The sequence below is a fragment of the Ruegeria sp. CJ9 genome (genome assembly GCF_056536625.1).
Map to the genome: position 1 here is coordinate 70,965 of NZ_JBQFPY010000002.1, position 25,236 is coordinate 96,200.

General features: G+C 57.5%; 26 protein-coding genes and 1 tRNA gene. 15 read left to right on the plus strand and 12 right to left on the minus strand.

All coding sequences use genetic code 11. From position 1 onward, the window contains the following. Positions 1-32 precede the first annotated feature (32 nt). A complete protein-coding gene (locus ACR0AJ_RS05765) occupies positions 33-917 on the minus strand; it encodes a LysR substrate-binding domain-containing protein (RefSeq protein ID WP_170349243.1) in 885 nt (294 codons plus the stop codon). A gap of 102 nt (positions 918-1,019) precedes the next feature. Between ACR0AJ_RS05765 and ACR0AJ_RS05770 the strand changes: the two genes are divergently transcribed. Next, the gene (locus ACR0AJ_RS05770; RefSeq protein ID WP_170349242.1) at positions 1,020-1,976 is read left to right on the plus strand and encodes an NAD(P)-dependent oxidoreductase; all 957 of its coding nucleotides are present in this window, start codon (positions 1,020-1,022) and stop codon (positions 1,974-1,976) included. Positions 1,977-2,020: 44 nt separating this feature from the next. Here ACR0AJ_RS05770 and ACR0AJ_RS05775 read toward each other — a convergent pair. Next, a tRNA-Cys gene (locus tag ACR0AJ_RS05775) sits at positions 2,021-2,094 on the minus strand. Between the two features lie 228 nt (positions 2,095-2,322). On the opposite strand from ACR0AJ_RS05775, the gene ACR0AJ_RS05780 reads away from it, so the two are divergent. The 3 genes from ACR0AJ_RS05780 to ACR0AJ_RS05790 all read left to right on the plus strand — a co-directional run bounded on the left by ACR0AJ_RS05780 (position 2,323) and on the right by ACR0AJ_RS05790 (position 5,444). After that, on the plus strand, positions 2,323-2,976 hold the full coding sequence (locus ACR0AJ_RS05780; protein WP_170349438.1) for a protein-L-isoaspartate O-methyltransferase family protein: 654 nt from the start codon (positions 2,323-2,325) through the stop codon (positions 2,974-2,976). Between the two features lie 96 nt (positions 2,977-3,072). Further along, entirely contained in the window at positions 3,073-4,491 is a 1,419-nt protein-coding gene (locus ACR0AJ_RS05785; protein ID WP_170349192.1) for a TolC family outer membrane protein, read from the plus strand. A 74-nt stretch (positions 4,492-4,565) separates the two neighbouring features. Continuing rightward, entirely contained in the window at positions 4,566-5,444 is an 879-nt protein-coding gene (locus ACR0AJ_RS05790) for a hypothetical protein (protein ID WP_170357678.1), read from the plus strand. Between the two features lie 3 nt (positions 5,445-5,447). On the opposite strand, the gene ACR0AJ_RS05795 is transcribed toward ACR0AJ_RS05790, so the two are convergent. Beyond that, a complete protein-coding gene (locus tag ACR0AJ_RS05795; RefSeq protein ID WP_480740342.1) occupies positions 5,448-6,905 on the minus strand; it encodes a cobyric acid synthase in 1,458 nt (485 codons plus the stop codon). Positions 6,906-6,966: 61 nt separating this feature from the next. Between ACR0AJ_RS05795 and ACR0AJ_RS05800 the strand changes: the two genes are divergently transcribed. After that, on the plus strand, positions 6,967-7,536 hold the full coding sequence (locus ACR0AJ_RS05800; protein WP_480637137.1) for a cobalamin biosynthesis protein CobQ: 570 nt from the start codon (positions 6,967-6,969) through the stop codon (positions 7,534-7,536). A 63-nt stretch (positions 7,537-7,599) separates the two neighbouring features. Here ACR0AJ_RS05800 and ACR0AJ_RS05805 read toward each other — a convergent pair whose 3' ends face one another. After that, a complete protein-coding gene (locus ACR0AJ_RS05805) occupies positions 7,600-7,920 on the minus strand; it encodes a DUF6280 family protein (protein ID WP_008757056.1) in 321 nt (106 codons plus the stop codon). Positions 7,921-8,138: 218 nt separating this feature from the next. Here ACR0AJ_RS05805 and efp point away from each other — a divergent pair, with 218 nt between their 5' ends. Further along, positions 8,139-8,702, plus strand: coding sequence for an elongation factor P (gene efp, locus ACR0AJ_RS05810; RefSeq protein ID WP_170349189.1), 564 nt, complete (start codon positions 8,139-8,141; stop codon positions 8,700-8,702). A 58-nt stretch (positions 8,703-8,760) separates the two neighbouring features. Here efp and ACR0AJ_RS05815 read toward each other — a convergent pair whose 3' ends face one another. Both ACR0AJ_RS05815 and ygfZ read right to left on the minus strand, forming a co-directional pair. Continuing rightward, positions 8,761-9,705 (minus strand): ABC transporter transmembrane domain-containing protein, encoded by a 945-nt coding sequence (locus tag ACR0AJ_RS05815; protein WP_480740343.1) that lies wholly within the window; start codon positions 9,703-9,705, stop codon positions 8,761-8,763. A gap of 104 nt (positions 9,706-9,809) precedes the next feature. After that, positions 9,810-10,547 carry a CAF17-like 4Fe-4S cluster assembly/insertion protein YgfZ gene (gene ygfZ / locus ACR0AJ_RS05820; RefSeq protein WP_170349187.1) on the minus strand — a complete coding sequence of 246 codons (738 nt, stop codon included), beginning with the start codon at positions 10,545-10,547 and terminating at the stop codon, positions 9,810-9,812. Between the two features lie 73 nt (positions 10,548-10,620). Between ygfZ and ACR0AJ_RS05825 the strand changes: the two genes are divergently transcribed. From ACR0AJ_RS05825 to ACR0AJ_RS05835, 3 genes are all read left to right on the plus strand, one after another. Next, a complete protein-coding gene (locus tag ACR0AJ_RS05825; RefSeq protein WP_170349186.1) occupies positions 10,621-11,295 on the plus strand; it encodes a TIGR04283 family arsenosugar biosynthesis glycosyltransferase in 675 nt (224 codons plus the stop codon). Between the two features lie 1,037 nt (positions 11,296-12,332). Then, positions 12,333-13,172: an EamA family transporter gene (locus tag ACR0AJ_RS05830; RefSeq protein WP_170349185.1), complete on the plus strand. Its 840-nt coding sequence runs from the start codon at positions 12,333-12,335 to the stop codon at positions 13,170-13,172. 72 nt (positions 13,173-13,244) lie between these two features. Then, positions 13,245-14,015, plus strand: coding sequence for an alpha/beta hydrolase (locus ACR0AJ_RS05835; RefSeq protein WP_480740345.1), 771 nt, complete (start codon positions 13,245-13,247; stop codon positions 14,013-14,015). An 18-nt stretch (positions 14,016-14,033) separates the two neighbouring features. On the opposite strand, the gene ACR0AJ_RS05840 is transcribed toward ACR0AJ_RS05835, so the two are convergent. Further along, positions 14,034-14,315, minus strand: a complete 282-nt coding sequence (locus tag ACR0AJ_RS05840; protein WP_170505424.1) for a hypothetical protein — start codon at positions 14,313-14,315, stop codon at positions 14,034-14,036. A gap of 386 nt (positions 14,316-14,701) precedes the next feature. On the opposite strand from ACR0AJ_RS05840, the gene ACR0AJ_RS05845 reads away from it, so the two are divergent. Then, positions 14,702-15,352, plus strand: coding sequence for a hypothetical protein (locus ACR0AJ_RS05845; RefSeq protein WP_170349182.1), 651 nt, complete (start codon positions 14,702-14,704; stop codon positions 15,350-15,352). Between the two features lie 172 nt (positions 15,353-15,524). Here ACR0AJ_RS05845 and ACR0AJ_RS05850 read toward each other — a convergent pair whose 3' ends face one another. From ACR0AJ_RS05850 to ACR0AJ_RS05860, 3 genes are all read right to left on the minus strand, one after another. Beyond that, positions 15,525-16,580 (minus strand): serine hydrolase domain-containing protein, encoded by a 1,056-nt coding sequence (locus ACR0AJ_RS05850; RefSeq protein WP_425080391.1) that lies wholly within the window; start codon positions 16,578-16,580, stop codon positions 15,525-15,527. Positions 16,581-16,621: 41 nt separating this feature from the next. Further along, on the minus strand, positions 16,622-18,580 hold the full coding sequence (gene parE, locus ACR0AJ_RS05855; protein WP_170375956.1) for a DNA topoisomerase IV subunit B: 1,959 nt from the start codon (positions 18,578-18,580) through the stop codon (positions 16,622-16,624). A gap of 132 nt (positions 18,581-18,712) precedes the next feature. Further along, positions 18,713-19,543 carry a class I SAM-dependent methyltransferase gene (locus ACR0AJ_RS05860; protein ID WP_170349179.1) on the minus strand — a complete coding sequence of 277 codons (831 nt, stop codon included), beginning with the start codon at positions 19,541-19,543 and terminating at the stop codon, positions 18,713-18,715. Positions 19,544-19,677: 134 nt separating this feature from the next. On the opposite strand from ACR0AJ_RS05860, the gene ACR0AJ_RS05865 reads away from it, so the two are divergent. From ACR0AJ_RS05865 to ACR0AJ_RS05875, 3 genes are all read left to right on the plus strand, one after another. Beyond that, a complete protein-coding gene (locus tag ACR0AJ_RS05865; RefSeq protein WP_226688271.1) occupies positions 19,678-20,286 on the plus strand; it encodes a peroxidase-related enzyme in 609 nt (202 codons plus the stop codon). A gap of 135 nt (positions 20,287-20,421) precedes the next feature. Next, entirely contained in the window at positions 20,422-21,345 is a 924-nt protein-coding gene (gene ppk2, locus ACR0AJ_RS05870) for a polyphosphate kinase 2 (protein ID WP_170359173.1), read from the plus strand. 106 nt (positions 21,346-21,451) lie between these two features. Next, the gene (locus ACR0AJ_RS05875) at positions 21,452-22,804 is read left to right on the plus strand and encodes an MATE family efflux transporter (RefSeq protein ID WP_480661573.1); all 1,353 of its coding nucleotides are present in this window, start codon (positions 21,452-21,454) and stop codon (positions 22,802-22,804) included. A gap of 8 nt (positions 22,805-22,812) precedes the next feature. Here ACR0AJ_RS05875 and ACR0AJ_RS05880 read toward each other — a convergent pair whose 3' ends face one another. Together ACR0AJ_RS05880 and ACR0AJ_RS05885 are read right to left on the minus strand one after the other, a co-directional pair. Then, positions 22,813-23,214, minus strand: a complete 402-nt coding sequence (locus tag ACR0AJ_RS05880) for a hypothetical protein (RefSeq protein WP_170349175.1) — start codon at positions 23,212-23,214, stop codon at positions 22,813-22,815. A gap of 14 nt (positions 23,215-23,228) precedes the next feature. Continuing rightward, on the minus strand, positions 23,229-24,431 hold the full coding sequence (locus tag ACR0AJ_RS05885) for a pyridoxal phosphate-dependent aminotransferase (RefSeq protein WP_170349174.1): 1,203 nt from the start codon (positions 24,429-24,431) through the stop codon (positions 23,229-23,231). A gap of 90 nt (positions 24,432-24,521) precedes the next feature. Here ACR0AJ_RS05885 and ACR0AJ_RS05890 point away from each other — a divergent pair, with 90 nt between their 5' ends. Together ACR0AJ_RS05890 and ACR0AJ_RS05895 are read left to right on the plus strand one after the other, a co-directional pair. After that, on the plus strand, positions 24,522-24,914 hold the full coding sequence (locus ACR0AJ_RS05890; protein ID WP_170349173.1) for a helix-turn-helix domain-containing protein: 393 nt from the start codon (positions 24,522-24,524) through the stop codon (positions 24,912-24,914). Next, entirely contained in the window at positions 24,911-25,168 is a 258-nt protein-coding gene (locus ACR0AJ_RS05895; protein ID WP_170349172.1) for a succinate dehydrogenase assembly factor 2, read from the plus strand. The genes ACR0AJ_RS05890 and ACR0AJ_RS05895 overlap by 4 nt, the downstream gene beginning before the upstream one ends. Positions 25,169-25,236: the final 68 nt, after the last annotated feature.

Consider the following 25,236-nt stretch of genomic DNA (forward strand, 5'->3'; position numbering starts at 1 on the left):
ATCGTTCAAACCAAAAAAGCGACCAGCCTGTGTCAATCCGCGGCATGCGCGGCCAGCCTCTCGCGCAGCCAAGCGCAAAACAACCCTGCCGCAGCGGTCGATTGCGTAGCGCCTCGTGTACTGATCAGGTAATGCGACTGGGCAAAAGGAATCGCAGGTCCCGCAATTGCAATCGGCACAGCCTGCCGGATCGCATTCCGGGCGAACCGTTCCAGAACCGTTGCATAGCCCGCCCCTGCCATCACAAGCTGCAGTGCTGCGACCGAGGTGTCCACCGAATGTCGGGGCGGCTGGTCCGGAAGCGCGAGCCCGTTGGCCTGAAAGTACCGCGCCCAGTTGTCTTCGTATCCAAGGATATGAATCAGAGGGCCTTGCCGCAGTACGTTCAGGGTCGCGGGCGAGTCCCCGGCCCGGCATACCGGTACCAGCTTTTCATCTGTCAGCTTTTCGGACTGAACGCCGGGCCAATCGCCATAACCCAGCCGGATTTCCACATCCAAATCGCCGGGGGCCACGCTGTCATTCCAGATGTGCGAGACAAGGCGTACTGGGATCTCGGGGTGGCGAGCGGTAAAGTCGGGCAGTTCCGCCGCGACCCAATAGGTGGCTGTCGATATCGCCGCACGGATCGTCAGGGTCTGGCGCGAGGCAGGGCCGAACAGGCTGTTGGTGGACAGGGCGATGTCGCCAAGCGCACGCCGCACAGTCAACGAATAAGACTGCCCCAGCTCAGTCAGTTCCAACCGGCGGGCATTCCGGGTGAACAGCTTTTGCCCAAGCTCGGCTTCAAGCGACCGGATATGCAATGAGACCGCCGTCTGCGTCAGGCCCAGCTCTTTTGCTGTGGTGGTAAAATTCAGATGCCGCGCGGCGGTTTCAAAGCTGCGCAACCATGTGGGGTTTGGAAGGCGATCCATATATCACCAAATTATTTTGACCATAATTGGCATTATTAATCATTTTCGTTTCTAACAGACAACACAGATACTCGGCCCGAATACGACCGTCAGGAGGGAAACATGAAAGTCGGATTTATCGGTTTAGGAAATGTGGGCGGCAAACTGTCCGGCTCGCTTCTGCGCAACGGGATTGACCTGACGGTTCACGACCTTAACCCAGACCTGGTGGCCGAGTTTGTGGCCAAGGGGGCCGAAGCCGCGGAAAGCCCGGCGCAGATGATGCGGGACTGCGATGCCGTTATAACCTGCCTGCCGTCCCCGGCGGCCTCGGACGCAGTGATGCAAGATATGCTGCCCGCGGTCGGGCCGGGCAAGATCTGGATGGAGATGTCGACCACCGACGAAGCCGAGGTTAAACGACTGGGCGCCATGGTGATCGAGCGAGGAGGAGCGGCGGTGGATTGCCCGGTTTCAGGCGGGTGCCACCGGGCGGCTACTGGCAATATCTCGATTTTCGCCGGATGTGATCGCGAAACCTTTGAGCGGATTCTGCCGTTTTTAACCACGATGGGGCGGCGCGTGCTGCACACGGGGGAGTTGGGCTCAGCCTCGGTCCTAAAAGTTCTGACCAACTATCTGGCGACCGCCAACCTGATCACCTGTGCCGAAGCGCTGGTAACGGCCAAAGCGGCCGGGATGGATTTGAACACCACTTATGAGGCGATAAAGATTTCGTCGGGTACTTCGTTCGTGCATGAAACAGAAAGCCAGGTCATTCTGAACGGGTCCCGCGATATCTCTTTCACCATGGACCTTGTCAAAAAGGACATCGGACTGTTCCAAGACGTCGCCGACCGCGCCGGAGTACCCTTGGAAATCAACCCGGTAATGATCCGCATCTTCGACGACGGTATCGCCCGCTATGGTGAACGCGAACTGTCCCCGAATATTATCAAGCGGTTGGAGGACGCGACCGGGCTGGATATCACGGCGCCCGGTTTCCCGACCGAGATGCACGATGATGAACCGGAAGAGCCGGGTTATGAAGTTATCCCACAGAGAGGTCAGGCCGAATAGCGCACACCGAGCGCAGTTGAATACCGGTTAGATAATCAAAGAAGTGGAGGCGAGTACCGGAATCGAACCGGTGTACACGGATTTGCAATCCGCTGCGTCACCACTCCGCCAACTCGCCTTTTCAAGTAAAATCAAATACTTGCTGTGGTGTGGCAGGCGTTTTAACACCTTTCGTCAGGGGCGTCCAGTGGGTTGATTGCAAAAATCCACCTCCATGTGTTGCGGCATGGCGCGGCGCGACACCAAGTCTCTGCGATCTGGTGAAACTTTCGACGTTGCAGCCGTTGCCGGTTTCTTCTGGATGTGGCAAAAGCCGGGAACACTAGGGAAAAACATGGGCGATCCAATGACAGATTTCGCAACCCGGCGCCGCACGATGGTCGATACGCAGATCCGACCTTCGGATGTAACGAAATTCCCCATCATTGACGCCATGCTGACCGTTCAGAGAGAGAATTTTGTACCTGACGCTCAGCGTGAAGCGGCTTACGCCGAAGGCGTGATCGACCTTGGTGGCGACCGTTGCTTGCCCGAACCGCGGACATTGGCCAAAATGCTGGATGCGCTGAATATCTCGAATGACGAGGCTGTTTTGGATATCGCCCCGGCTCTGGGCTATTCCACTGCGGTTGCCGCGCGTATGGCGCAGTTGGTGGTTGCCGTGGAAGAAGATGAAGATATGGCCGCCGAAGCGCAAACGATCTTGATGGAAGCAGATGCCGACAACGCGATTGTACATGTTGGGCCGCTGGCGCAGGGCGCGACCGAACACGGCCCCTATGACGTCATCATGATACAAGGCGGGGTTGAGCAGGTTCCCGAGGCATTGATCGCCCAGTTGAAGGATCACGGACGCATTGCCTGCCTGTTCGTCGAAGGAGAGCTTGGAACCGTTCGGATCGGGCATAAATCCGGCGGTCGGGTGACGTGGCGTCATGCATTCAACGCCAATGCCCCGGTTTTGCAGGCATTTTCCGCCGAGTGTGCATTTTCGCTATAATTTCATCGCTTATTTTTCTGCGACCTTGATTAGTTGAAAACATCGGCGCAAACTACGCTCAGGGCAGCGTAATTTTGATTTGAGAAGGATTTCGACATGCGTTCAAGGACAGGGGGAAAGCTAACAAAGGCGATGGCGCTGACTGCGGGGCTCGCGCTCAGTGTTGTACCAGGGCGTGCGGTATGGGCTGATAACCTGACCGACGCGTTTATCGGGGCTTACAATACAAGTGGGCTGCTGGAACAGAACCGCGCCTTGTTGCGCGCGGCTGATGAAGACGTCGCAATCGCGCTGTCAGCGCTGCGCCCGATCATCAACTGGGCGGTCGAGGTCAGTCAGAATTACAATCGCAACAGCACGAGCGCTGGTGTTGTGCGGGATGAGCCAGCCAACTTTTTCACCGGCCTCACCCTGAGCCAGCTGATCTATGATGGCGGCTTCTCGGTTCTGGGCAAGCAATCGGCGCAGGAAACGGTGCTGGCCACACGGCAAACCTTGCTGGACGTCGAACAGGACGTCCTGTTTCGCGGCCTGAACGCGTATTTGGGTGTTCTGCTGCAAGAAGAAACCGTTCAGATTCGCCTGAACAACGTGGATGTGTCTGCCGAAGAATTGCGCGCCTCTCAGGACCGCTTTGATGTGGGTGAGGTGACCCGGACGGACGTCGCGCTGTCCGAAGCACAGCTGGCCAGCTCGCAAGCGGATCTAGCGGTTGCGCGCGGTAACCTGAGCATTGCGCAGGCGGAATATGTGAACGCCGTGGGCAAGGCGCCAGGCCGTACTGCCGGTCAACCAAGCCTGCCGAACCTGCCGCGATCCGAAGGTGAAGCCGTTAGTCTTGCACAGCGCAACCATCCGGCTATTCAGTCAGCGCAACATCAGGTGCGGGCGCTGGATTTGTTTGTTCAACAGCAGCGTGCCAACCTTGGTCCGAATGTCAGACTGAATGCGGATGCGGGCCTGCGCGAAAGCTATGACAACGATGACAGCCTCGAAGATGCGACTGTCGCGTTGCGCTTTGAACAGCCGATCTATGCCGGTGGCCGTCTGGCCGCCACGGTCCGTCGGGCAATGGCAACTCGCGACGCATCGCGCGCCAATTTGCTGAACGTGCAAAAGGATATCACCCAGGGGGTCGCGGACGCCTATGCCGCTTACCAGGCCGCCAGTGCCAGCCTAAGGGCGTCTACGGAACGGGTCCGGGCCTCGCAAGTGGCGTTTGACGGTATCCGCGAAGAAGCAACCTTGGGTGCGCGGACCACGCTGGACGTGCTGAACGCGCAGCAGGATCTATTGGACGCGCAACTGGCCGAGGTTGCATCGCGCACCGAACGGTCGCGTGCCGCTTATCAACTGCTGGATGCGCAGGGTTTGCTGACGGCTGAACGTCTGGGTCTGGCTGTCCAGATTTATGATCCAACCCTGTATTACAACTTGGTTAAAAAGGCTCCGGCGCAGATCAGCAGACAAAGTCGAGACCTGGATCGCGTCCTCAAAGCGTTGCGTCGCGACTAAGGGCCAATACTACCTGTTGTTAGGACCGGTTTGTTTAGCTACACTCGATCCCGAGGATAGAGCGGTAGAGAACAATGACGGATAAAGTCGTAAAAGCGGGAATCGAGGACGTCTTGTCCTCGATTAAGCGTCTGGTCACCGAAGAAGATCGTAAAATTCCGGGTGTTATGGCGTCATCCAACACGCGAAAGCCTGGCAGGCTGGTTCTGACCGACGCATTGCGAGTCGGTGAAGTGGCCGTGAAAGAGAAGCCTCAGCCAGAAAAAGCGGAACCGATTTACAAGGCCGAAGATTCTGTCAAACCGATGCTTCTGCGGGCTTGTGATATCGTGAAACATGCCGAACCCGCGGTCGAACAGCAAACCACGACTGAGCCAGAGGACGGCCTGACCGGCAGTCTGAGCGCCAAGATCGAAGCGCTGGAAACCGCAATTGCCCGAACCGAAGATCAGTGGGAGCCGGACGGCGACAGCGAAGATGCTTATTCCGGCACGCCGACGAAGCCGCTGGAGTGGGCGGCGGAGGTCGAGACACCGGCAAAACCGCTGGAGTGGGCCGCAGAAGATGAGTTCAACATCACCTACTCGGCAAAGATCAGCCAAGCTGAAACGATACACGAAGACGTTGACACAGCCACAAAGGCAACCTTCGTCCGGGACCCTGCGGTCGTGGCGTCTGCGCAGGCGGTGAAATCAGAAGCAAAAGAACTGCACGTGCGGCCAACTGGCAAAAATGCGCAGACTGCAGGCAAAGACTTGCCAGTGATGAACACAGCTCCTCTGGCCACCGGACAAGGCGCGCTGACCTTGGACGAAGACGCAATGCGCGGTCTGATCGCACAGGTCGTTCGGGAAGAGCTGCAGGGCGTTCTAGGCCAGCGTATCACTCGCAACGTCCGCAAGATGGTGCGGCGTGAGATTTACCGCGCGCTGGCCGAGCGCGAAGTCGATTAACCCTTAAGGCCGCTTCGGCGGCCGGGCCATACCCAGCAGGCGATCCAGGTCCATATGCTGTTCCAGATGGTCCGCCAGCGCGTCCAGCGTATCCTCGACCCCATCCTCATATGACAGGTCCGATTCTGCGCCCAACTGCTGCAGGTAGCGGGCGCGGAAAGCGTCAGAAGAAAAGATGCCGTGCAGGTAGCTCCCGCGGATGCGGCCTGTGCTGTCAGCAGCACCTTCCGGCCGCTCTTCGATCTCAAGCCAAGCGCGATCGCAATCGGGACCTTCGGTTCGGCCCATGTGAATTTCATACCCGGTGACTGGCTCATGTCCCGGAATGGTGCGTGCCGTGCGCAGGGTGACCTGCTTTTGACCTGCCATGAGGGTGGTCACGTCCAACAAGCCCAGCCCGTCAACAGTGCCGGGTCGGCCATCGACGCCATCGGGATCGGCGATGGTTTTGCCCAGCATCTGATAGCCACCGCACAGGCCTAGCACATGGCCACCCCGGCGAACATGGGCATATAGGTCGATATCCCAGCCCTGCGCCCGGAAATAGGCCAGATCGCCGATGGTGGATTTGCTGCCAGGTAACAGCACCAGATCGGCATCACCCGGCAAAGGACGCCCGGCTGGGATGATTTCAACGCTGACCCCCGGTTCGGCGGACAGCGGATCAAGATCGTCGAAATTCGCCATGCGTTCCAATTGCGGGACAACCACTTTGCAGGCCCCGCCTCTGTGCGAGCGAATGTCCATCATATCCTCAGCGGGTAATTTCCAGGCGTCATGAAACCACGGAACTACGCCCATGCATGGCCATCCTGTGCGCGCGGCAATGTCGTCGCGCCCTTCGTCAAACAGGGAGACGTCGCCCTTGAACCGGTTGACGGCGAAACCTGTGATCATCTCAAGATCACCGGCATCCAAAACCGCCTGCGTGCCGACGATTTGCGCAATGACTCCGCCTCGGTGGATATCGCCCACCAGAACGACCGGTACGTCAGCGGCACAGGCAAAGCCCATATTAGCAATGTCGCCCTTGCGCAGGTTGGTTTCAGCCGGGCTGCCGGCACCTTCGATCAGCACCAGATCGGCATCGCTGCAAAGCCGGTCAAAACTTTCAAGCGCGGCATCCAACAGTTTGGACTTGTCCTTGCGATAGTCGCCCGCCTTCATCGTGCCTGCACGCTGACCCTGAACGATGATCTGAGCGCCAGTGTCCGTTTCCGGTTTCAACAGAATCGGGTTCATATCCGTATGGGGCGGACGCTTGGCTGCACGTGCCTGCAGGGCCTGGGCGCGGCCTATCTCGCCACCATTCTCGGTCACGGCGGCGTTGTTGGACATGTTCTGCGGCTTGAACGGCGCCACTTTCAGCCCGCGCCGCGTATAGGCGCGCGCAAGCCCGGCCACCAAAACTGATTTTCCGACATTGCTGCCGGTGCCCTGAATCATGATGGCGCGAACCATGGTCGTCTCCTATACGTTAGGGCGCAGATGATCTGATTTGACACCAAAGGGAAAGCCCCGGATGAACACGCCCGCGCATCTTTTGATCGGCGCTGCCGCTTTTGCGCGGCCTGCGCGGGGGGCCATTCTGTGGGCTGCGGTGCTGGGCTCGGTTCTGCCCGATCTGTCGCTGTACGTCATGGCTGGGGTGTCCTTGCACGTCTTGAGCATCCCGCCACAGGTCGTCTTTGACGAACTATACTTCTCACCAGCCTGGCAGACGGTGTTTGCCATCGACAACTCATTCATCCTGTGGGGGTTGGCGTTGATGCTTGGGTACTGGCGGGGATGGCGGTTTTTGACGGTCACCGCATCCGCAGGGCTGCTGCATCTGTCGATGGATTTCCTACTGCATGCCGGTGACGGTCGGCCGCAATTCTGGCCGCTGAGCGATTGGGTCTTTCACAGCCCGGTCAGCTATTGGGACAGTGCGTATCACGCGCTTTTGGTAACGCCTGTTTCTGTCGTTATATGTGCTGGTTCTTATGTGGTGCTATGGAACAGGGGGCTGTCAGCGCCCGCCAAGCTATTCTTTGCCGCATTGCTAGGGGCCGAGATTTGGGTTGCCCGCCAATGGCTGCTGTTTTTCTGACCCGGAAATAGAAAAACGCGCCCGGAAAGTGGGCGCGCTTTTTCCTGCAGATGTTGCCTTGGTTTAAGCGGCTTCTGCCTGCTGAGCGGCATTACGACGCTCGCTTTCTTCACGCGACAGCGCGACCGAGGTACGCACGCCACGACCAACGAACTCCATCAACCCGCCGACAACCCGCTCGTTGGGGTCGATACCTGCGCAGGACAGCACCTCGCGGCCATCGCGCGAGCGGGCCCAACGGGCGATCTGTTCCGGGCCGTTGCCGTATTTCTTGTCATCGGCAATAGCGTCGTCCAGTGCAGCCAGCACAACGGCTGCGAAAAGTTTGCGTGCACGATTGCCTTGCTCATTGTTAAAGGCAGTGCCGTCAACGAAATCTCTCATCTCGTCTTCCTTGTTGTTCTTGCTCTTGCATTTTCGGCGTGACGGTCCTTATGACCTATTAGATGTGATTCGGATACAGCTAAAATGCATAGTTGCGTTGCGTCATTTGCATAGCTTGCTGCAAGTGCAGCACTAGGTCTCGTTGTCTTGTCAGGTGTGGTTACGCCAGATATAGGGACGGGAACTGACGCATCAACCGTTTGTGAAGGATTTATGTGATGCCCAAGATAAATGGGAACGAAATTCGCCCCGGCAACGTGCTTGAGCATAACGACGGGCTGTGGGCTGCTGTTAAGGTCGACCATGTAAAGCCCGGTAAAGGCGGTGCTTTTGCGCAAGTCGAACTGCGCAACCTGCGCAATGGTTCGAAATTGAACGAACGTTTCCGTTCGGCGGATAAGGTCGAGCGCGTGCGTCTTGAACAGAAAGATCAGCAGTTCCTGTACGAATCTGACGGCATGCTGGTGTTCATGGATTCTGAGACCTATGAGCAGATCGAACTGCCCGCTGAACTGTTGGGTGAACGTCGCCCGTTTCTGCAGGACGGCATGACCATCGTGGTCGAATTCTATGAAAGCGAAGCACTGAACGCCACATTGCCGCAAAAAGTGACCTGCAAGATCGTCGAGACCGAGCCGGTGGTCAAAGGTCAAACTGCTGCAAACTCGTTCAAGCCAGCCATTCTGGATAACGGCGTCAAGGTCATGGTACCGCCCTTCATCGGTCAGGATGAGATGATCGTGGTGAACACCGAAAGCATGGAATATTCCGAACGCGCGTAAATCGGTGCTTTGGCAAAACACGAAAAGACCGCGACGGCAGGGGCCGCGCGGTCTTTTTTTAGTTTAGCTTTCTAGGCCGACGATATCGTTCTGGGTTCGGACCGAACAATTCCAGCATCAGGTCGTATTTGATGCGGTTGGCACTGACTTGTCGGTAAAAGGCGATCAAAAAGGCCGTGGGGCCCTGAATGCGGCCAAGACCGCTGGTGGCGGCGACCACGGTGCCCACATCCGTTTTGCCATTCAGAACCAGGTACCCGCCCAGCATCAGAACACCGACCGTGCCTGCGCCATTAATTACGCTCAGCAGAAATTTGGCGGACAGCTTCCACAGGAACATGCGGCGGCGCGTGTTGTAGATATCGTCGAACTGAGCCTCGATATCGCGCGCCACAGCGTCAATGTCTTCGGTCGTCAGCCTGTCGGTAGAGCTGCGCAATATGCGGACCCTTTCGGCAACGAAGACGTTCACCTTTCGCTGCGAGACCAGCACAATCACGATCTGCGGCACGATCATTGAAAAGGCGATCATGCCCAGCCCGGGTTGCGTTGATGAGATGTAGCCAATGACGCTGATCAGCGTGCCGATCTGCACAACCGGGTCTGAAAAGGCGCCACCGGCGAACTTTCCCAACTCCTCGGCCTCGGCGGAAATAGCCGTGGTCATGGTTCCCGAGCGCATTTTCTCACCGGTTTCACTCAGGTCCGATGAGCGCAACAAAAGCCGCTGGCGGATCATGCGGATCAGATCCTCGCCCAGCGTCCCGGCGCGATAGCCCAGCAGCCACTTTAAGGCGAGGCTCAGCAGGATGGCCGACATCATGCCTGCACCCAGATATAGCAATCGCTCGGTGCTGATATCGTTCGAGGTCAGATGGTTAACGATATCGCGCTGAAACTCTAATGGCACCGCGGCAAGGCCTGCGATGGCGATGGACAGGACAATAAGAATGATTTGCCGTCCGGCGCTGGCACGCCAGATCGCAGCGTATAACTTAAGCATATGCGCATCCGTTCAGTGGACTGACCGCAGTGTGGCAGCGCCCCGAAAGGGTTCAAAGGGTACCGGGCCGCGCAACGGTTCAGCCGTGCCGGAATAGCAACATGTTAGGCGTCAAGCGTGACGGTGGCCTCGGCGGCATGCATATCGTCGTTGGCGCGGTCAAACCTCAGATAGGCGATCCCCTGACCGTTCGATTGGGTGAACAAGGTACCGGCCGGTTTGCCGCCAGATGTAATTTCGGTCCCAACGGGCGCGGTGCCATTAACCCGAACGCTACGCAGCCCTTTGCGCAACTCGGTCTTATGCTTCATCCGGGCGGTGACTTCCTGCCCGACATAGCACCCTTTTCTAAAATCGACGCCGTTCAGGCCCTCGAATCCAGATTCAAGGATATAGCTGTCGGGGGTCAGCTCGATACCGGTTTCCGGTATGCAGTGTCGCACGCGGATGGCGTCCCAATCCGTACCATCGTCGCCTTCGGCCTCGACCGTATACGCCCGCCACCCCATATCTGGATGGCGCGGGTCGGGCAGGGCGCCTGCGGGTGCCGGGCCGGTGCCGCGTTGCAGATTCAGGCCGCTATCTTCGATCGAAACATCGGCGCGCAGCTTGTACATGCCCAGCCGCTTGACGAACCCGTCGGCGATATCCTCGGCGACATCCAGTAGCACCGTATCGCCGTCACGTTTCAGAAAGAAATCCGCCAGATACTTGCCCTGCGGGGTCAGCAGTGCGGCATAAACCAGTCCCTGATCCAGCCCGGAAATATCATTGGTGACCAGCCCTTGAAGAAAGCTGTCAGTGTCCGACCCGCTAAGGCGCAGAATACGGCGATTGGGCATGGGGTGGTCCTCGTCTTTTCCCTTGGCCCCGTGATATAGGAGATCGCGTCGCCATGACCAGAGGATATCCGCCTTGCCAGCACCAATCAGCATCGTCATCCCGACCCTGAACGCGGCAGAGGCTTTGTTGGAGTCCTTACCGGCTTTGATGGAGGGTTTGCACACGGGGTTGGTCCGAGAGCTGATCGTTACCGATGGCGGTTCAACCGACCAGACCCTTGAAATTGCGGAAGAGGCAGGGGCTGAGATCGTGACCGGGCCGCCCTCACGCGGGGGGCAGTTGCTGCGGGGCTGCGCGGTAGCCAAAGGTGAATGGCTTTTGGTTTTGCACGCCGATACCGTCCTGCAAGAAGGGTGGAGCAAGGACGTCGGAGAGCATCTGCCCACGGGCAACCCCGCGGCTTTTCGTCTGACCTTTCAGGCCAGCGGGTTTTGGCCAGCCTGGGTTGCGGGCTGGGCCAATCTGCGCAGCCGGGTGTTTAGCCTACCTTATGGTGATCAGGGGTTGCTTGTGCCGCGTCGCGCCTATGACAAAGCCGCAGGTTACCCGGACCAGCCGTTGATGGAGGACGTGGCGCTGGTGCGCGCCTTGCCCCGCATCACCCTGCTGAGCACCCGCGCGGCTACGAGCGCGGACCGCTATGCGCGGGCGGGGTGGGTGCGTCGGGGCGTGCGGAATCTGTGGACTCTGACAAGGTATTTTCTTGGAGCTGATCCGGAACAGCTGGCGCAGGCGTACCGACGCTGAGCGTTGTGCGCAGTTCGACAATGGATTTGCCCAATCGGAAGGGCGCGGCAAAGCTGACCAGACACAGGGCGACGATTTGCAACACCAGTATATGCGCGTTTTCCTGCAGGTATTCCCATTCGTCTTTTAGCTTTCCGACCTGTTCAACCAGGTCATCATAGCTTTGGGCAAGGATCAGATAATCCCCGGCAATGGCGGGCACTTTCCGGCGCATGTTGTCGATCGCAACCTGTGTTGCATCGTCCAGCGTGGTGAAAACAAGGAACTGATCGATGCTGAACGCATCGGCCTTGGCGGCCATAGCGCGAATTTCCTCCTGTTCATCTTTCGCTTGCCCACCAAGCAGGAAATGCAATCCCTGCAGCGGCGCCACTTCATTGGTCACAGCGATGAACAATGGCAGGTCAGCATTGCTGGCGGTTGAGGCCGAAAGGAATTCAACCTTATCGCACAAAACGGCGGTGTCCGAGTCATAGGCCGGATCGCAGAACCGCAGTCGGAACCGCGCGGCGTCGCGGTCAAAAGCAAGCGTCGCGGCATAAGCCACATCGATTTGCCGGTCCAACCGCGAACTGTCCGAGGTGTAGAGCCCGGCCAGAACCGCCACCAGTGCGCCGATCCCGCCCAGAACGACCCAGACAAGGTCGGCCAGCTTCCATGCCCGGTGCCCGGCCGGTTTGCGAAATAGAAACGCGGTGCCAACCGAGCCAATAATAAAGAACAAGATCAGCAGGGGCAGTTGATTTTCGGTCACAAATGTCATGACACCAAAGTGACCGCGCGCCAGCGCGCTGGCAACACTCCTCACGTTCAGTTGTAGAGATTTCGCATCAATAGGGCTTGGCCTGCAGGGCAGCTATCTTGCGCTGGTCAACGGCACAATCACCGCTTCCTCCTGCGGTGGAAACCCAAACAGACTCACCGAAAACATTCTCAAAACACTGATCGAAGCTGCGTTGTGATCGGTCTCAACCTGTGCAAATAACTTAGCCGGTCCGATTTGCAGGACAGTTTCTTCCTTTACGAAAGGTTCGGATGTGACCCTGTTTGTCATTGCCATCATTTTGACGGCGGCGGTGTTGCACGCGGTTTGGAATGCGATTGTCAAAACCGCGGCTGATCGGACCACCACTCTGGGTCTGGTGGCGTTGGGGCACGTCATTCCAGCAACGGTAATGATCCTGTTGCTGCCACTGCCCAGTGCCGAAAGCTTTCCATACATTCTGATCTCAACCGTGGTGCATTTCGGCTATTATTTCATGCTCGGCAAAGCCTATCAGCACGGAGACTTAAGTGTCGTATATCCAATTGCCCGCGGTATCGTTCCGGCGCTTGTATCGCTGTGGGCGATGCTGTTGGTGGGCGAGGTGCTGCCGCTGCAAGCGTGGGGTGGGATCGCGCTGATCGCTGTTGGTATCCAGCTCAGCAGTTGGAAGGCATTGCGCTCTGGTGTGGGCCGTTGGGCCCTTGGATTTGCGCTGGGTACGGGCTTTTGCATCTCAATATATTCGGTCGTGGACGGTATTGGCGTGCGCTTGTCCGGCAATACGCTTAGCTACTGGGCCTGGGGTGCGTTTCTGCATCTGTTTATCGCGGGGTTTGTTGGTATCCGTCGACGGAAGACCCTGGCTGAATTGCCTGCCAAAGTCTGGATGATCGGCATTCTGGGCGGGCTTGTTTCGATGACAGCCTATGGTCTGGTGCTTTATGCCAAGAACTTCGCACCGCTTGGTGCAGTTTCGGCGCTACGGGAAACCTCGGTTATTTTCGCGGCGCTGATCGGGTTTGTTTTCCTGAAAGAGGGGAACTGGATGCGGCGGCTTGGTGCAGCGGTTCTTATGGCTGTCGGAGTGGCGCTGATAGGCCTGTCCGTCTGATAGGCCTGCGACACAGCCTTGCTGAAGTCGCCCCCGATCTCTCATAGTAGCGAGAGAAAAGGGAGCGTTTTCATGACCAAAGAGATTGTTCTGATCCACGGTGCCTTTGCAGGGCCATGGTGTATGCAGGATTATGCCGGGTTTTTCCGCGACAGGGGCTGGACGGTACACACCCCCGCGTTGCGCTATCACGGCGGGGACTCAAAGGCCGAACCCGACCCGCGCCTGACCGATACCAGCGTGATGGACTATGCCAACGACATAGCAGAGTTCGTGCAAGGGTTGGACAGCAATCCGGTTCTGTTGGGCCATGCCATCGCCGGAGTTGTGGCGCAGCAGGTGGCCTCACGTGTGTTGGCCAGTGCGATTGTCCTGATCAACCCGAACGCGCCTTGGGGCACTTTGCCCGAAACCGATGACGAACGCGCCATCCCGCGTGCTTTGATGGAGGGCGGGGCGTTCTGGAAACAACCCATGCGGGTCGAGTTCGACCTGATGGCCCCCTTCGCGCTGAACAAAATGCCCGAGGCGCAACAGCACGCGGTGTTCGACCGTTTGGGCGCCGAAAGCGGGCGGGTGATGTTCGAGATGTTTTTTTGGATGTTCGACGATCACCACGCGATGAAGGTCGATATCGACAAGGTCGACTGCCCGGTGCTGGTCGTATCAGGGGCCGAGGACAGGGCGGTGAACCCCAACACCTGCCGCGCCCTGGCCGATTTGTATGGCGACCGAGCGACTTTCATGCCCGTCGAGAACCACGCGCATTTCCTGTTCATGGAGCCCGGCTGGGAAAAGCCCGCCGCGCAGATCGCGAAATGGCTGGAGCAGAAGGTGGGCTAGCCCGCCCACCTTAAGCGTTCAGTTATTGGTCGAGAACGTGCTCTGCGGTTTCCACTTCATCGTGCCGTCGTCCTCACGGTGACAACGCAGCAGGCGTTCCTGGATCGTGCTGACCGTCTGAGTAACGGTGTTGTCACCGACCAGCAGGACAAAGGCGTCCTGCGAATAGGCCATGCCGTTGTAGTAGCAGAACTTGGTCTCGGCCCCGTCCGGAATGGGGGATGCGGTGGTCAATGTCTGCTGCGCGGTCGCTTGACTGGCCAGCAGTGCAACGGCCAGCCCAAGGGTTAGTGTTTTCATGTCGTCCTCCCGTTCGAAAATCTGTAGTTGGTTTCATTGCGTCTTGGACGCTCGGAACCTCAAATGTCGTTCTTGAATGACGGTTTGAGGGTAAGTGTGAACGAGATCAACAGGTTAGGCAAGGGGAGTGTTTGGGAGCTGTTTGAGGAGGATCTCACGCCATCCACCCAATGCTTGATGCGACGCATCAATCACGCGCCCGACTCGCCCCCATAGGCGGGGCACGAGGCTCGTCAGGTTACTATCAGATTTACGACCGTCCGGTTGTTTTTTTTGATTTCTCTTAAACAGGCCCGCTGGAGGTCAGGGAAACCCTACTTGGCGAAGCCTGTTAGCTAAGCTCAACTTCTTAGAGAACAAATGCGCACCCAAAGTTTTTGCGTGAAATGAAAGATAGTTCAATTACCAAATTTTTGATTCTTGCAGTTGCAATTTTTGCCGCTTCTATGCCTTTGGCGGCGGAAGGGCCTGAGGCTGATGTATGGACGGACTGCAGACCGACGGATACGTGTGAGATCGAATATGATCATCTTTCCAACCAATCCGCCGAGCCATTTTTATTCTTGGGTTACGTTATGGATAGTGAACAGGCGCGATGGAAACAGTTCCGAAAAGCTATTCGTAACTATCCAGATGTACAAAGCTGTTTGATCAAAGAGGAACAGAAGAAAGAAAGCCCAAACTTGCTGAAGCTGGATTGGAAAAGAGTAGGTTACGGGAGTGGCGTAGAGGTTTGCATTTTCCGTATTTCGCGAAGTCTGGGTACTCTAGATAGAATTCAAAGCTGGATGAGTTATCACGACTTCCGAGTGGTGGGATACAGCAGATACAGAAGTGAGAACTTTGTTCCTACTAGAATAAACCAACCTGTCGGGAATGTCGCAGGCTATTGGACCGTAGAACAGTATAGGGAAAGAAATCCTACGCTATTTTGGCGTTTATTTGAGTTTGACCTGATATATAGCTACGAAATTGTTTTGGGCATATCAGATGAGTTCAAAGTAGTGGGAACTCATGTCATCACGCCAACAAAATAGACTCACGCAATAGGCCTAAGCCAAATTGTCGTCCAAAACGTGGAGTGTTGGAGGCTCTTTAGGTCAAACATCCAGCTCCTCCACAAACCGCGCGTTCTCCTGAATGTACTGGACCGCATTTCGGGCTTTTCGCTCATCAGGCGCTTGCTCTTCAGTGTGGTCAATTTTGATCTCACCTATTCGATTTATTGAACTCATACAACGCGTTATGCAGCGACACAAATGCACTATTGGGCTCAACAGGTGAGGCGTTGAACAACACGACAACAGTCTCTCCGTCCGAAAATCGAAAGACGGTTGTGAAGATGCCTCGGACCCCGCCCCAATGGGTCAGGTGCTGGCCGTTCTCTTCCGGCCAGACATGCCAGCCCGACGCGTAGAAATCACTTTTGTCGTCCTGTGATGCCGTCGCCTCGAAAAACGGTTGGGGCGCTGAGGCCATGGTCCAGACCGCCTCGGCCGTGCCGATTGCCCCACCAGCGATACCCAAGCCTGAAAGCCAGCCTTGATCGTCCTTAGAACTCAGCACACGGGTCCAACCGTCGCTGCGAAGTTCCCAATTGGCCCCGGCGGGCCCCTCCAGATGGATGTCGGCAACCTGCTGCAGGGCGTCTTCAGCTTCCGCCCCCAGCAGATCGGTCAGAAGGCAGAAGCCAACATTCGAGTACGCCGTCTTGCTGCCCGGCGTGTGATCCAACGGCATGGTTTGCCACACGGTCCGGGCCACTTTGGCGCAACTGGCCGACCAGTCAAGGCCAAGCCGATCGGGCGCGAAGATCGGATCAAAACTGATAGTTCTATCGAACCCACCCGTATGCGCCAAAAGCTGCCGCGCCGATACTTGTGCGGCCCGCGGGTCATGCGGCGGGGGCAGGTCGGCAAGCTCGGCTATGGGACGATCCAGGTCGATTTGGTCACGTTCCTCGGCTTTGATCAGTGCTCTGGCTGCGATGGGTTTTGTGACCGAGGCCAGGCGAAATGGCTGGTCGGTCGACATGGGCGTGTTCTCAATCGGGTCTGACACGCCAAACGCCACGACTTTGGGCTCTGCATCCGAGGGGCCGTAGGCCAGCACAGCCCCCGGAATATTATGTGTCTGAAGAAAGGACTCGACGATGTCTTCAACAGTGGCCGGTTCGCGGTAGCGACCCGCGAACATCACAATCACACCAGCGAGAACAAGAATACCAGTTGACCAGCACAGTCTTGCCTTACGTGATTTGAACATTTGGCCTCTGCACTGATTGATGTCTTTCGCGTTCGATCGTCTTAGACGTCCAACTCCTCCACAAACCGCGCGTTTTCCTGAATGTACTGGAACCGCAGTTCTGGTTTTTTGCCCATCAGGCGCTCGACCAGATCGCCGGTCTCTCCGGGTTCGTCCTCGTCGATGGTGACGCGGATCAATTTGCGCGAGGCCGGGTCCATCGTAGTTTCTTTCAGGTCCTTGGCGTCCATTTCACCCAGACCCTTGAAGCGTGACACGTCGATCTTGCCCTTGCCGCCCAGACCTTTCTCAAGCCATTCGTCGCGCTCGGCCTCGTCCAGGCAATAGACGCGTTTTGCGCCTTGGGTCAGACGGTAGAGGGGCGGGCAGGCCAGATACAGGTGTCCCGCGTCGATCATCGGCCGCATCTGGGTAAAGAAGAACGTCATCAGCAGCGAGGCGATATGCGCTCCGTCCACATCTGCGTCGGTCATGATGATGATCTTGTCATAGCGCAGGTCGTCGACGTTGAATTTGGTGCCAAGCCCCACTCCCAAAGCCTGCGTCAGATCGTTGATCTCGGCATTGGTGCCCAGCTTGGAACTGGCCGCGCCCAACACGTTCAGGATTTTGCCGCGCAGGGGCAGCAGGGCCTGTGTCTTGCGGTCACGGCCCATCTTGGCGGACCCACCGGCCGAGTCGCCCTCGACGATGAATAATTCAGTGCCGTCACGTGTTGAACTAGAGCAGTCCACCAGCTTGCCGGGAAGACGAAGTTTCTTAGTGGCGGATTTGCGTTGTGTTTCCTTCTCGGCCCGTCGGCGCAGGCGTTCCTCAGCCCGCAGGATGAGGAAGTCCAAGATAGCGCCGGCGGATTTCGTGTCGGCAGCCAGCCAGTTGTCGAAATGGTCGCGGACCGAGTTTTCGACCAGCCGCTGTGCCTCGACCGTGGCCAGACGGTCTTTGGTCTGACCCACGAATTCAGGTTCACTGATGAAACAAGAGACCAGCGCACAGCCGCCGGTGATCAGGTCATCACGTGTGATCTGACCTGCCTTTTTGTTGTTGATCAGCTCGCCATAGGCTTTAATCCCCTTGAGGACAGCGGCCCAGAACCCGGCCACATGGGTGCCGCCTTCGGGCGTAGGGACGGTGTTACAGTAGGACTGGATGAACCCGTCGCGTGAAGGCGTCCAGTTGATCGCCCATTCGACCTTGCCGGGGGTGCCGAATTTCTCGTTAAAGTCCACGGTACCGGCAAAGGGTTGCTCAGCATAGGTGGACGAGCCATTCATCGTCTCTTTCAGGTAATCGGACAGGCCACCGGGGAAGTGGAAGGTCGCTTCGGTCGGGGTCTCGCCATCGTCGATGGCGGACTTCCAACGGATTTCGACGCCCGAGAACAGATAGGCCTTGGAGCGGATTGATTTGAACAGCCGCGCCGGTTTGAATTTGTGATGGCCAAAGATCTCGGCATCAGCGTGGAAAGTGACTGTGGTGCCGCGTCGGTTCGGGGCCGCGCCGACCTTTTCCACCGGGCCTAAAGGAATGCCGCGTGAGAACCGTTGTTCGAACAGCGTTTTATCTCGCGCCACCTGCACGACCATAGAATCCGACAATGCGTTTACCACAGATGCGCCCACGCCATGCAGACCGCCCGAGGTCTGGTACGCCTTGCCCGAGAATTTGCCACCCGCGTGCAGAGTACACAGGATTACCTCCAACGCTGATTTGTCGGGAAATTTCGGATGCGGGTCGATCGGAATGCCACGTCCGTTGTCGCGTACGGTCAGGGCGTAGTCGGCGTGCAGTTCAACTTCGATCCGGTTGGCATGGCCTGCGACGGCTTCGTCCATCGAGTTGTCGAGGATTTCGGCCACCATATGGTGCAAAGCGCGCTCATCCGTGCCGCCGATATACATACCGGGGCGTTTTCGGACCGGCTCAAGACCTTCCAGTACCTCAATCGAAGAGGCGTCGTAAGTGGTGGTCGCGCTTGGCGTCAACAGATCGTCGGGCATCGGGGCTGCTCTTGTTTTTAGGTTGAGACCCATTATGGCAGGTGATGTGGTCCGGGGGAAGAGGGGCGCGAGGTGTTGTGGGCGATTGGCTGTGATCTTGATGGGTGACACCTCTGCACGAAGCCGAAGTTATTAAGGTTTTTCCGCCGTCAATCGTACCCCGCCGATCCTTCTTTGTTTCACGTCGCTGACAAATTGCGCGTACATTTTCAGGAAAGTATCCCCCTTGGACGGGTTGCCAGCGCGTTCGGCCTCGGCATCCAAGGTTTGATACATGCTAAGCCGACGCGCCAGAATTTCGCCCCAGGACGCCGTTACATCGTTGGCCGAGGCAACCGAAAATCCAGTTTTTTTCAACACAGTTTCGTATTCGGGAATGCTCAGCAGGGACTGGCAGGCAAAACGTTGGTGGTACAATTCCATCTCATCATCGGGCAGGGGCTCATGCATCACCCAATCGGTAAAGGCGAACCGTCCGCCAGTGCGCAGAACGCGGAACACTTCGGATAGGGCTTTGAGCTTGTCGGGGATATGCAAGAAGGATTCCTGACTGACCGCCGCATCGAAATGCGCATCGTCAAAGGGTATATCCATCGCACTGCCCAGAATAGGATGCACCTGATCCTGTAGTCCGACAAGCGCGTTCAGTTCCTTGGCACCGTCGACGCGGTTGGGGCTGATATCGAGGCCAGTGACGTCAACGTCATGCTCAGAGGCATACCATCGCGCAGGTCCACAAAGCCCGGCACAAACATCCAAAACGCGATCACCAGATTTCATCCGGACCTTGTCCGCCAGTCGGGCGTTGGCATTCAGGCCGTCATAGTGATCCTGATCATAAGGGTAGAGCTCTTGCGGGGTCACATCCTCAAGGGATCCGCGAAGGCTTGTCAGCTTGGTCAGAATATGCGGCGCGGAAATTGGGTGGTTGGCATAGAACTCAGTGACAGTTTTCTCCGCCATTTCCATGAGATACTCCCTTACTTGCGTTTCGTCAGCTTAGCCTGACATGGTGGGGCGATCCAGTTTTGTCTCAGAAGGATACGAGTGCGAAACTGGGAAGCGAAGACGCGACACGACAACAGGGCGAGGACCATATGAGCTGGATTAAGACTGTTCCATTTGACGAAGCCACCGGCAAGCTGAGAAAGCTTTACGAGCGGGTCACCGGGCCTGACAAAAACGTGGACAACATAATGATGGTGCATTCTTTACGGCCGCATTCGATGGAAGGTCACATGGCGCTGTACAAGAACGTCCTGCATCACTCGGCCAATAAAGTCCCGAAGTGGTTTCTTGAGGTGCTGGGGGTTTGGGTCAGTTCCCTGAACCAGTGCAGCTATTGCGTCGAGCATCACTTTAGCGGGTTGCAGCGGTTGTTGGCAGACGCGGAACGGGGCGATGCCATCCGCTCCGCGATTGAGGCCGGAACGCCGGATTCCGCACCGCTGGACAACGCCCAGATCGCTGCTATGTGCTATGCGCGCAAGCTAACCGAAGCACCTGCGCAGATGGTTCAGGCTGATGTTCGCGCCCTGCGGGACGCCGGGTGGGACGATGGCGAGATCCTCGAGATCAATCAGGTCTGCGCGTATTTCTCATACGCGAACAGAACGGTTCTTGGGCTTGGATGTTCTACCACAGGCGACGTTCTGGGTCTTTCACCCAACAACTCGGATGATCCGGCGGATTGGGGGCATAGCTAGAAATCTGCCGCAGCGTGTTGAACTTCATTAGTGGAAAATTTCCTACGTTACGGCTCAAAAATTTGACCCGTGTCAAAGCGAAAATCTGCGCCTTTTGCTAGACGTTCCTGCGGATAGTGAAAAAGGAAAAATTGAATGGAAGCAGCGGCACAAATTGAACAAAAACAATCCTCTGTCAAAATTGTCCCAACACCCAATCCTGAGCCATCGCAACCCAGCCCCGAGCGAATTCGGCAGGCGTTCGAAAGCGGCAAGTATCCCTACGATCGCAAGATGGCGCGGGGCAAGTACGAGGCGCAAAAGGCGCAATTGCAGGCCGAATTGCTTAAGGTGCAGCTTTGGGCGCAAGAGACGGGGCAACGCTTTGTTCTGCTGTTCGAAGGGCGTGATGCAGCAGGCAAAGGCGGTACGATCAAGCGGTTTATGGAACACCTGAACCCAAGGCAAGCCCGCGTCGTGGCCTTGAACAAGCCGACCTGGGAAGAGAAAGGCCAGTGGTATTATCAGCGCTATGTTCAGGAACTACCTACGGTCGGTGAAATGGTGTTCTACGACCGCTCTTGGTACAACCGTGCGGGCGTTGAGAGGGTCATGGGCTTTTGTTCTCCCAACGAGTACCTTGAGTTCATGCGACAGACGCCCGAGTTGGAGCGGATGTTGGTCCGCTCGGGTATTCAGCTCTATAAATATTGGTTCTCGGTCACGCAGCCGGAACAACAGCGCCGCTTCAAAAGCCGGGAAACCGACCCGTTGAAGCAATGGAAGCTGTCGCCCATCGACAAGGCGAGCCTGGATAAATGGGACGACTATACCGAAGCGAAAGAGGCGATGTTTTTCTATACTGACACCGCCGACGCGCCTTGGACCATCGTCAAGTCGAACGACAAGAAACGTGCGCGTCTGAACTGTATGCGCCACTTTTTGTCGACGCTGGATTACCCGGACAAGGACCACAATATCGTGGGGCAGCCCGATCCCATGATCGTAGGGCAGGCGCATCACGTCATTCATCAGTCCGAGCATATTCTGGGCACTTCCCTGCATCCTGACGCGCGATGAACCAAGCGGCCAATTGCCGGCAGAACTAGTCTCACCTTGAAATTTCACTGATCACCTCTTGTCCCGGCCTCTGGCCGGGCATAAGGCTGGTGAAATGAATAAGGTAATGACATATCGCGCCCACTTCCGGGCCATTGCAGTTCTGGGCCTGCCGCTGGTCGGCGGGCATCTGGCGCAGTTTGCCATTGGTTTGACCGACACGATCATGCTGGGCTGGTACGGGGTCGAGGCATTGGCCGCAGTGACGCTGGCCAGTAGCTTTTATTTTGTGCTGTTCCTGTTTGGCGGCGGTTTCGGACTGGCGGTGATGCCCATGGTGGCGACTGCGGCCGCCGAAGAGGATGAGACCAGCATTCGCCGCTCGACCCGCATGGGGGTGTGGCTGTCCTTGTTATACGCGGTGCTGGTTATGCCTTTGCTGTGGTGGTCCCACCCGATTTTGATTGCTGCAGGGCAGGACCCGCAAGTGGCCGAGACCGCGTCGCAATATCTACGTGTCGCAGGATGGGGCCTGTTCCCGGCGCTGGTGGTTATGGTGCTGAAATCTTATCTGGCCGCTTTGGAGCGCACTCAGATCGTTTTGTGGATCACTGTGACGGCCGCTGTCGTCAACGCACTGACCAACTATGCGCTGATCTTCGGCAATTGGGGTGCGCCTGAACTGGGCGTGATGGGGGCGGCAATTGCCTCGGTGGTGACGCAGATGGTGTCGCTGGTTGCGGTCGTGGTCTACGCCGTGCGCGTATTGCCCGAACATAACCTGTTCCAACGGTTCTGGCGCCCGGATTGGGAGATGCTGTACAGCGTGCTGCGTCTTGGCATTCCCATTGGATTTACATTGCTTGCCGAGGTGTCGCTGTTCGCCATGTCCGCCTTCATGATGGGTTGGATCGGGCCGGTGCCGCTGGCGGCGCATGGGATTGCGCTGAATCTGGCCTCGGCCACGTTCATGGTGCATCTGGGGCTGTCTAACGCGGCCACGATCCGTGCGGGGAACGCCCTTGGGCGCAAGGATCGACCACATCTGGAAAAAGGTGCGAAGGCGGTGACCGTGATGTCTCTGCTGGTGTCTGTTCTGACGATTATCTTGTTTGTGACCTGCGCCGAGCCGCTGATTTCTGTATTTGTCGAACCCGACGATCCGCAGCGCCCGCAAATCCTGGCCATCGGAACGGGCCTGCTGGCCATGGCCGCTTTGTTCCAGTTGGTCGACGGGGCACAGGTGATTGCACTGGGCCTGTTGCGCGGATTGCAAGATGCCAAGGTGCCGATGGTTATGGCCGGGCTCAGCTATTGGGTGGTTGGGATACCGGCGTCCTATTACTTTGGCTTTGTGCAGGGGATGGACGGGATCGGCATCTGGATGGGTCTTGTACTTGGGCTTGCCTGCGCGGCCGTCTTGCTGATGGCCCGTTTCTGGATGCGCTCGGTTCAGACCGTAGGGGTGCCTGCGGAATAGCCGCGGCTTCAGCCTTTGCTTAGGCGATCTGCCTTTTTGCGCACCAGAACGCTACGCAGGTCGTGCATCGCCAGCAACAACCGGTCGGTGACATCCTCAAGCTGTTCGTCCGACGCCTTGGATTGTGCCCATTGCGTGGTCAGATTCAGATAGTCGACCGCGCGGTGTATGTCGTCGATATCCCGTTGCGCCAGCAGGGCTTTGCGCGCGTCCATCCATCGTGCGATTTCCGCCTGATCCGCCGCTGTCAGGGTGCGCTGGCCCTGTGGCTTGACCTCGCCATTGCGGATGTTGATGACCGCGATCTGATCCATCTCGATCCGCCGTTGACGGTTTTCGGTATCGATCCGAAAAACCGCCGCGCCATTCTCGCGGACACGAAAGTAGTATTCAGGCAGTTCTGCGGTCATCAGGGGCCTCCGGATCAGGTCAGGGACGCGCAAAAGCGCTGGATACGGGTGCAGGCCTCGGTCAGGGCTTCGTCCGAGGTCGCATAGCTGACCCGGAAATTCGGTGACAGGCCAAAGGCCGCGCCAAATACAACGGCCACGTCGGCCTCTTCCAGCAGGGCGGTGGCGAAGGCCTCATCCGAGTCAATTCTGGTGCCGGCCGGAGTGGACTTGCCGATCAGGCCCGCGATCGACGGGTAGACATAGAACGCGCCTTCGGGCGTGGGGCAGGTGATACCGTCGATCTGGTTCAGCATTTCGACCACCAAGTTTCGGCGGCGTTTGAACGTCTCGTTGTTCGGGGCCAAAAACGCTTGCGTTCCATTCAGCGCCTCGACCGCCGCCCATTGGCTGACCGAGCAGGGGTTCGAGGTCGACTGTGATTGAATCTTGCGCATGGCCGCGATGATTTCGACCGGACCCGCCGCATAGCCAATGCGCCAGCCCGTCATGGCATAGGCTTTCGATACGCCGTTGCAGGTCAAGGTACGGTCATAGAGGCCCGGTTCGATCTCGGCCGGAGTGCAGAATTCGAACCCGTCATAGGCCAGATGCTCGTACATGTCGTCGGACATGATCCACACATGCGGGTGGCGCATCAGTACATCTGTCAGGGCTTTTAATTCCGAACGGCTATAGCCCGCTCCCGTAGGGTTCGACGGAGAGTTGAAGATGAACCACTTGGTCTTGGGCGTGATCGCCGCCTCAAGCTGTTCGGCGGTCAGTTTGAAGCTGTTTTCCAGCGTCGTCTCGACCACGACTGGCGTACCTCCGGCCAGCAGAACCATGTCCGGGTAGCTGACCCAGTATGGCGCGGGGATAACAACCTCGTCTCCGTCGTTCATTGTCGCCATCAACGCGTTGTACAGCGTCTGCTTGCCGCCGGTCCCAACCGAGATCTGCGCGGGCGTGTAATCCAGCCCGTGATCACGCTTCATCTTGGCGCAGGCGGCCTGCTTCAGTTCGGGGATGCCGTCGGGCGCGGTGTATTTGGTCTTGCCGGCGGCAATGGCTGCAACAGCCGCGTCCTTGATGTTCTGGGGGGTGTCGAAGTCAGGTTCACCCGCGCTCAGGCCAATCACATCACGCCCCGCCGCCTTCAACTCGGCTGCTTTGGCGGTCATCGCGATGGTTGGTGATGGTTTTACGCGTGACAGTGTCGCAGACAGGAAAGTCATGATGGCCTCAGTTTGTATGTTCAACCTGTCTGTCATAGGGTGCGCCCGAATGACGATCAAGCGATATGAGGCCGAGACATGGAGACCCTGATGACCGACGAAAATGACTGGTATAGCCCAGAGGCAGCGACATTCGGGGACCGGCTGGCAGGCGCGCGCGAGGCCGCTGGTATGACCCAGACCCAACTGGCGCGTCGGCTGGGTGTCAAAAAAGCGACTATTGTGGCCTGGGAAAACGATCTGTCCGAACCGCGTGCCAACCGTTTGTCGATGATGGCGGGTATGATCAACGTTTCGATCATGTGGTTGCTGACCGGCGAAGGCGAAGGTATGGACGCCCCCGTCGAAGACGGCGAGGTCAATATCGAGCTGGCGGATGCGGTGGCCGAGCTACGCGCAATCCGGGGCGAGATGCGCGCCAGTGCCGAACGGGCCGCGCGGCTTGAGAAGAAGCTGCGCTTAATGTCGGAGCAGGGAAAGTGACCGAAACACGGGAAGTCAGGATCAAACGCATGAAAATGCGGTCCATGCGACGCGGGATCAAAGAGATGGATTTGATCCTTTCGGCCTATGCCGAACGTAATCTCGACGCGATGGATACAGCGGGTCTGGATCAGTTCGACGCGCTGCTACACGAAAATGATCAGGATCTGTATCAGTGGGTCACTGGGCAGGCCCAGCCGCCCGAGGGGTTTGTCCATCTGGTTTCGCATATCGCGCAGACCTTCCAAAAATAAAGACAATCCAGCTTAACCGATTCTTGGGGATTTCGATTCATGCTGCCTGAAACAGCGCGACTGAATCG

Excerpts from the sequence above, each read along its gene's own strand:
- ACR0AJ_RS05765 (WP_170349243.1), bottom strand. The coding sequence starts at position 917 with ATGGATCGCCTTCCAAACCCCACATGGTTGCGCAGCTTTGAAACCGCC.
- ACR0AJ_RS05770 (WP_170349242.1), top strand. The coding sequence starts at position 1,020 with ATGAAAGTCGGATTTATCGGTTTAGGAAATGTGGGCGGCAAACTGTCC.
- ACR0AJ_RS05780 (WP_170349438.1), top strand. The coding sequence starts at position 2,323 with ATGACAGATTTCGCAACCCGGCGCCGCACGATGGTCGATACGCAGATC.
- ACR0AJ_RS05785 (WP_170349192.1), top strand. The coding sequence starts at position 3,073 with ATGCGTTCAAGGACAGGGGGAAAGCTAACAAAGGCGATGGCGCTGACT.
- ACR0AJ_RS05790 (WP_170357678.1), top strand. The coding sequence starts at position 4,566 with ATGACGGATAAAGTCGTAAAAGCGGGAATCGAGGACGTCTTGTCCTCG.
- ACR0AJ_RS05795 (WP_480740342.1), bottom strand. The coding sequence starts at position 6,905 with ATGGTTCGCGCCATCATGATTCAGGGCACCGGCAGCAATGTCGGAAAA.
- ACR0AJ_RS05800 (WP_480637137.1), top strand. The coding sequence starts at position 6,967 with ATGAACACGCCCGCGCATCTTTTGATCGGCGCTGCCGCTTTTGCGCGG.
- ACR0AJ_RS05805 (WP_008757056.1), bottom strand. The coding sequence starts at position 7,920 with ATGAGAGATTTCGTTGACGGCACTGCCTTTAACAATGAGCAAGGCAAT.
- efp (WP_170349189.1), top strand. The coding sequence starts at position 8,139 with ATGCCCAAGATAAATGGGAACGAAATTCGCCCCGGCAACGTGCTTGAG.
- ACR0AJ_RS05815 (WP_480740343.1), bottom strand. The coding sequence starts at position 9,705 with ATGCTTAAGTTATACGCTGCGATCTGGCGTGCCAGCGCCGGACGGCAA.
- ygfZ (WP_170349187.1), bottom strand. The coding sequence starts at position 10,547 with ATGCCCAATCGCCGTATTCTGCGCCTTAGCGGGTCGGACACTGACAGC.
- ACR0AJ_RS05835 (WP_480740345.1), top strand. The coding sequence starts at position 13,245 with ATGACCAAAGAGATTGTTCTGATCCACGGTGCCTTTGCAGGGCCATGG.
- ACR0AJ_RS05840 (WP_170505424.1), bottom strand. The coding sequence starts at position 14,315 with ATGAAAACACTAACCCTTGGGCTGGCCGTTGCACTGCTGGCCAGTCAA.
- ACR0AJ_RS05845 (WP_170349182.1), top strand. The coding sequence starts at position 14,702 with ATGAAAGATAGTTCAATTACCAAATTTTTGATTCTTGCAGTTGCAATT.
- ACR0AJ_RS05850 (WP_425080391.1), bottom strand. The coding sequence starts at position 16,580 with ATGTTCAAATCACGTAAGGCAAGACTGTGCTGGTCAACTGGTATTCTT.
- parE (WP_170375956.1), bottom strand. The coding sequence starts at position 18,580 with ATGCCCGACGATCTGTTGACGCCAAGCGCGACCACCACTTACGACGCC.
- ACR0AJ_RS05860 (WP_170349179.1), bottom strand. The coding sequence starts at position 19,543 with ATGGCGGAGAAAACTGTCACTGAGTTCTATGCCAACCACCCAATTTCC.
- ACR0AJ_RS05865 (WP_226688271.1), top strand. The coding sequence starts at position 19,678 with ATGAGCTGGATTAAGACTGTTCCATTTGACGAAGCCACCGGCAAGCTG.
- ppk2 (WP_170359173.1), top strand. The coding sequence starts at position 20,422 with ATGGAAGCAGCGGCACAAATTGAACAAAAACAATCCTCTGTCAAAATT.
- ACR0AJ_RS05875 (WP_480661573.1), top strand. The coding sequence starts at position 21,452 with ATGACATATCGCGCCCACTTCCGGGCCATTGCAGTTCTGGGCCTGCCG.
- ACR0AJ_RS05880 (WP_170349175.1), bottom strand. The coding sequence starts at position 23,214 with ATGACCGCAGAACTGCCTGAATACTACTTTCGTGTCCGCGAGAATGGC.
- ACR0AJ_RS05885 (WP_170349174.1), bottom strand. The coding sequence starts at position 24,431 with ATGACTTTCCTGTCTGCGACACTGTCACGCGTAAAACCATCACCAACC.
- ACR0AJ_RS05890 (WP_170349173.1), top strand. The coding sequence starts at position 24,522 with ATGACCGACGAAAATGACTGGTATAGCCCAGAGGCAGCGACATTCGGG.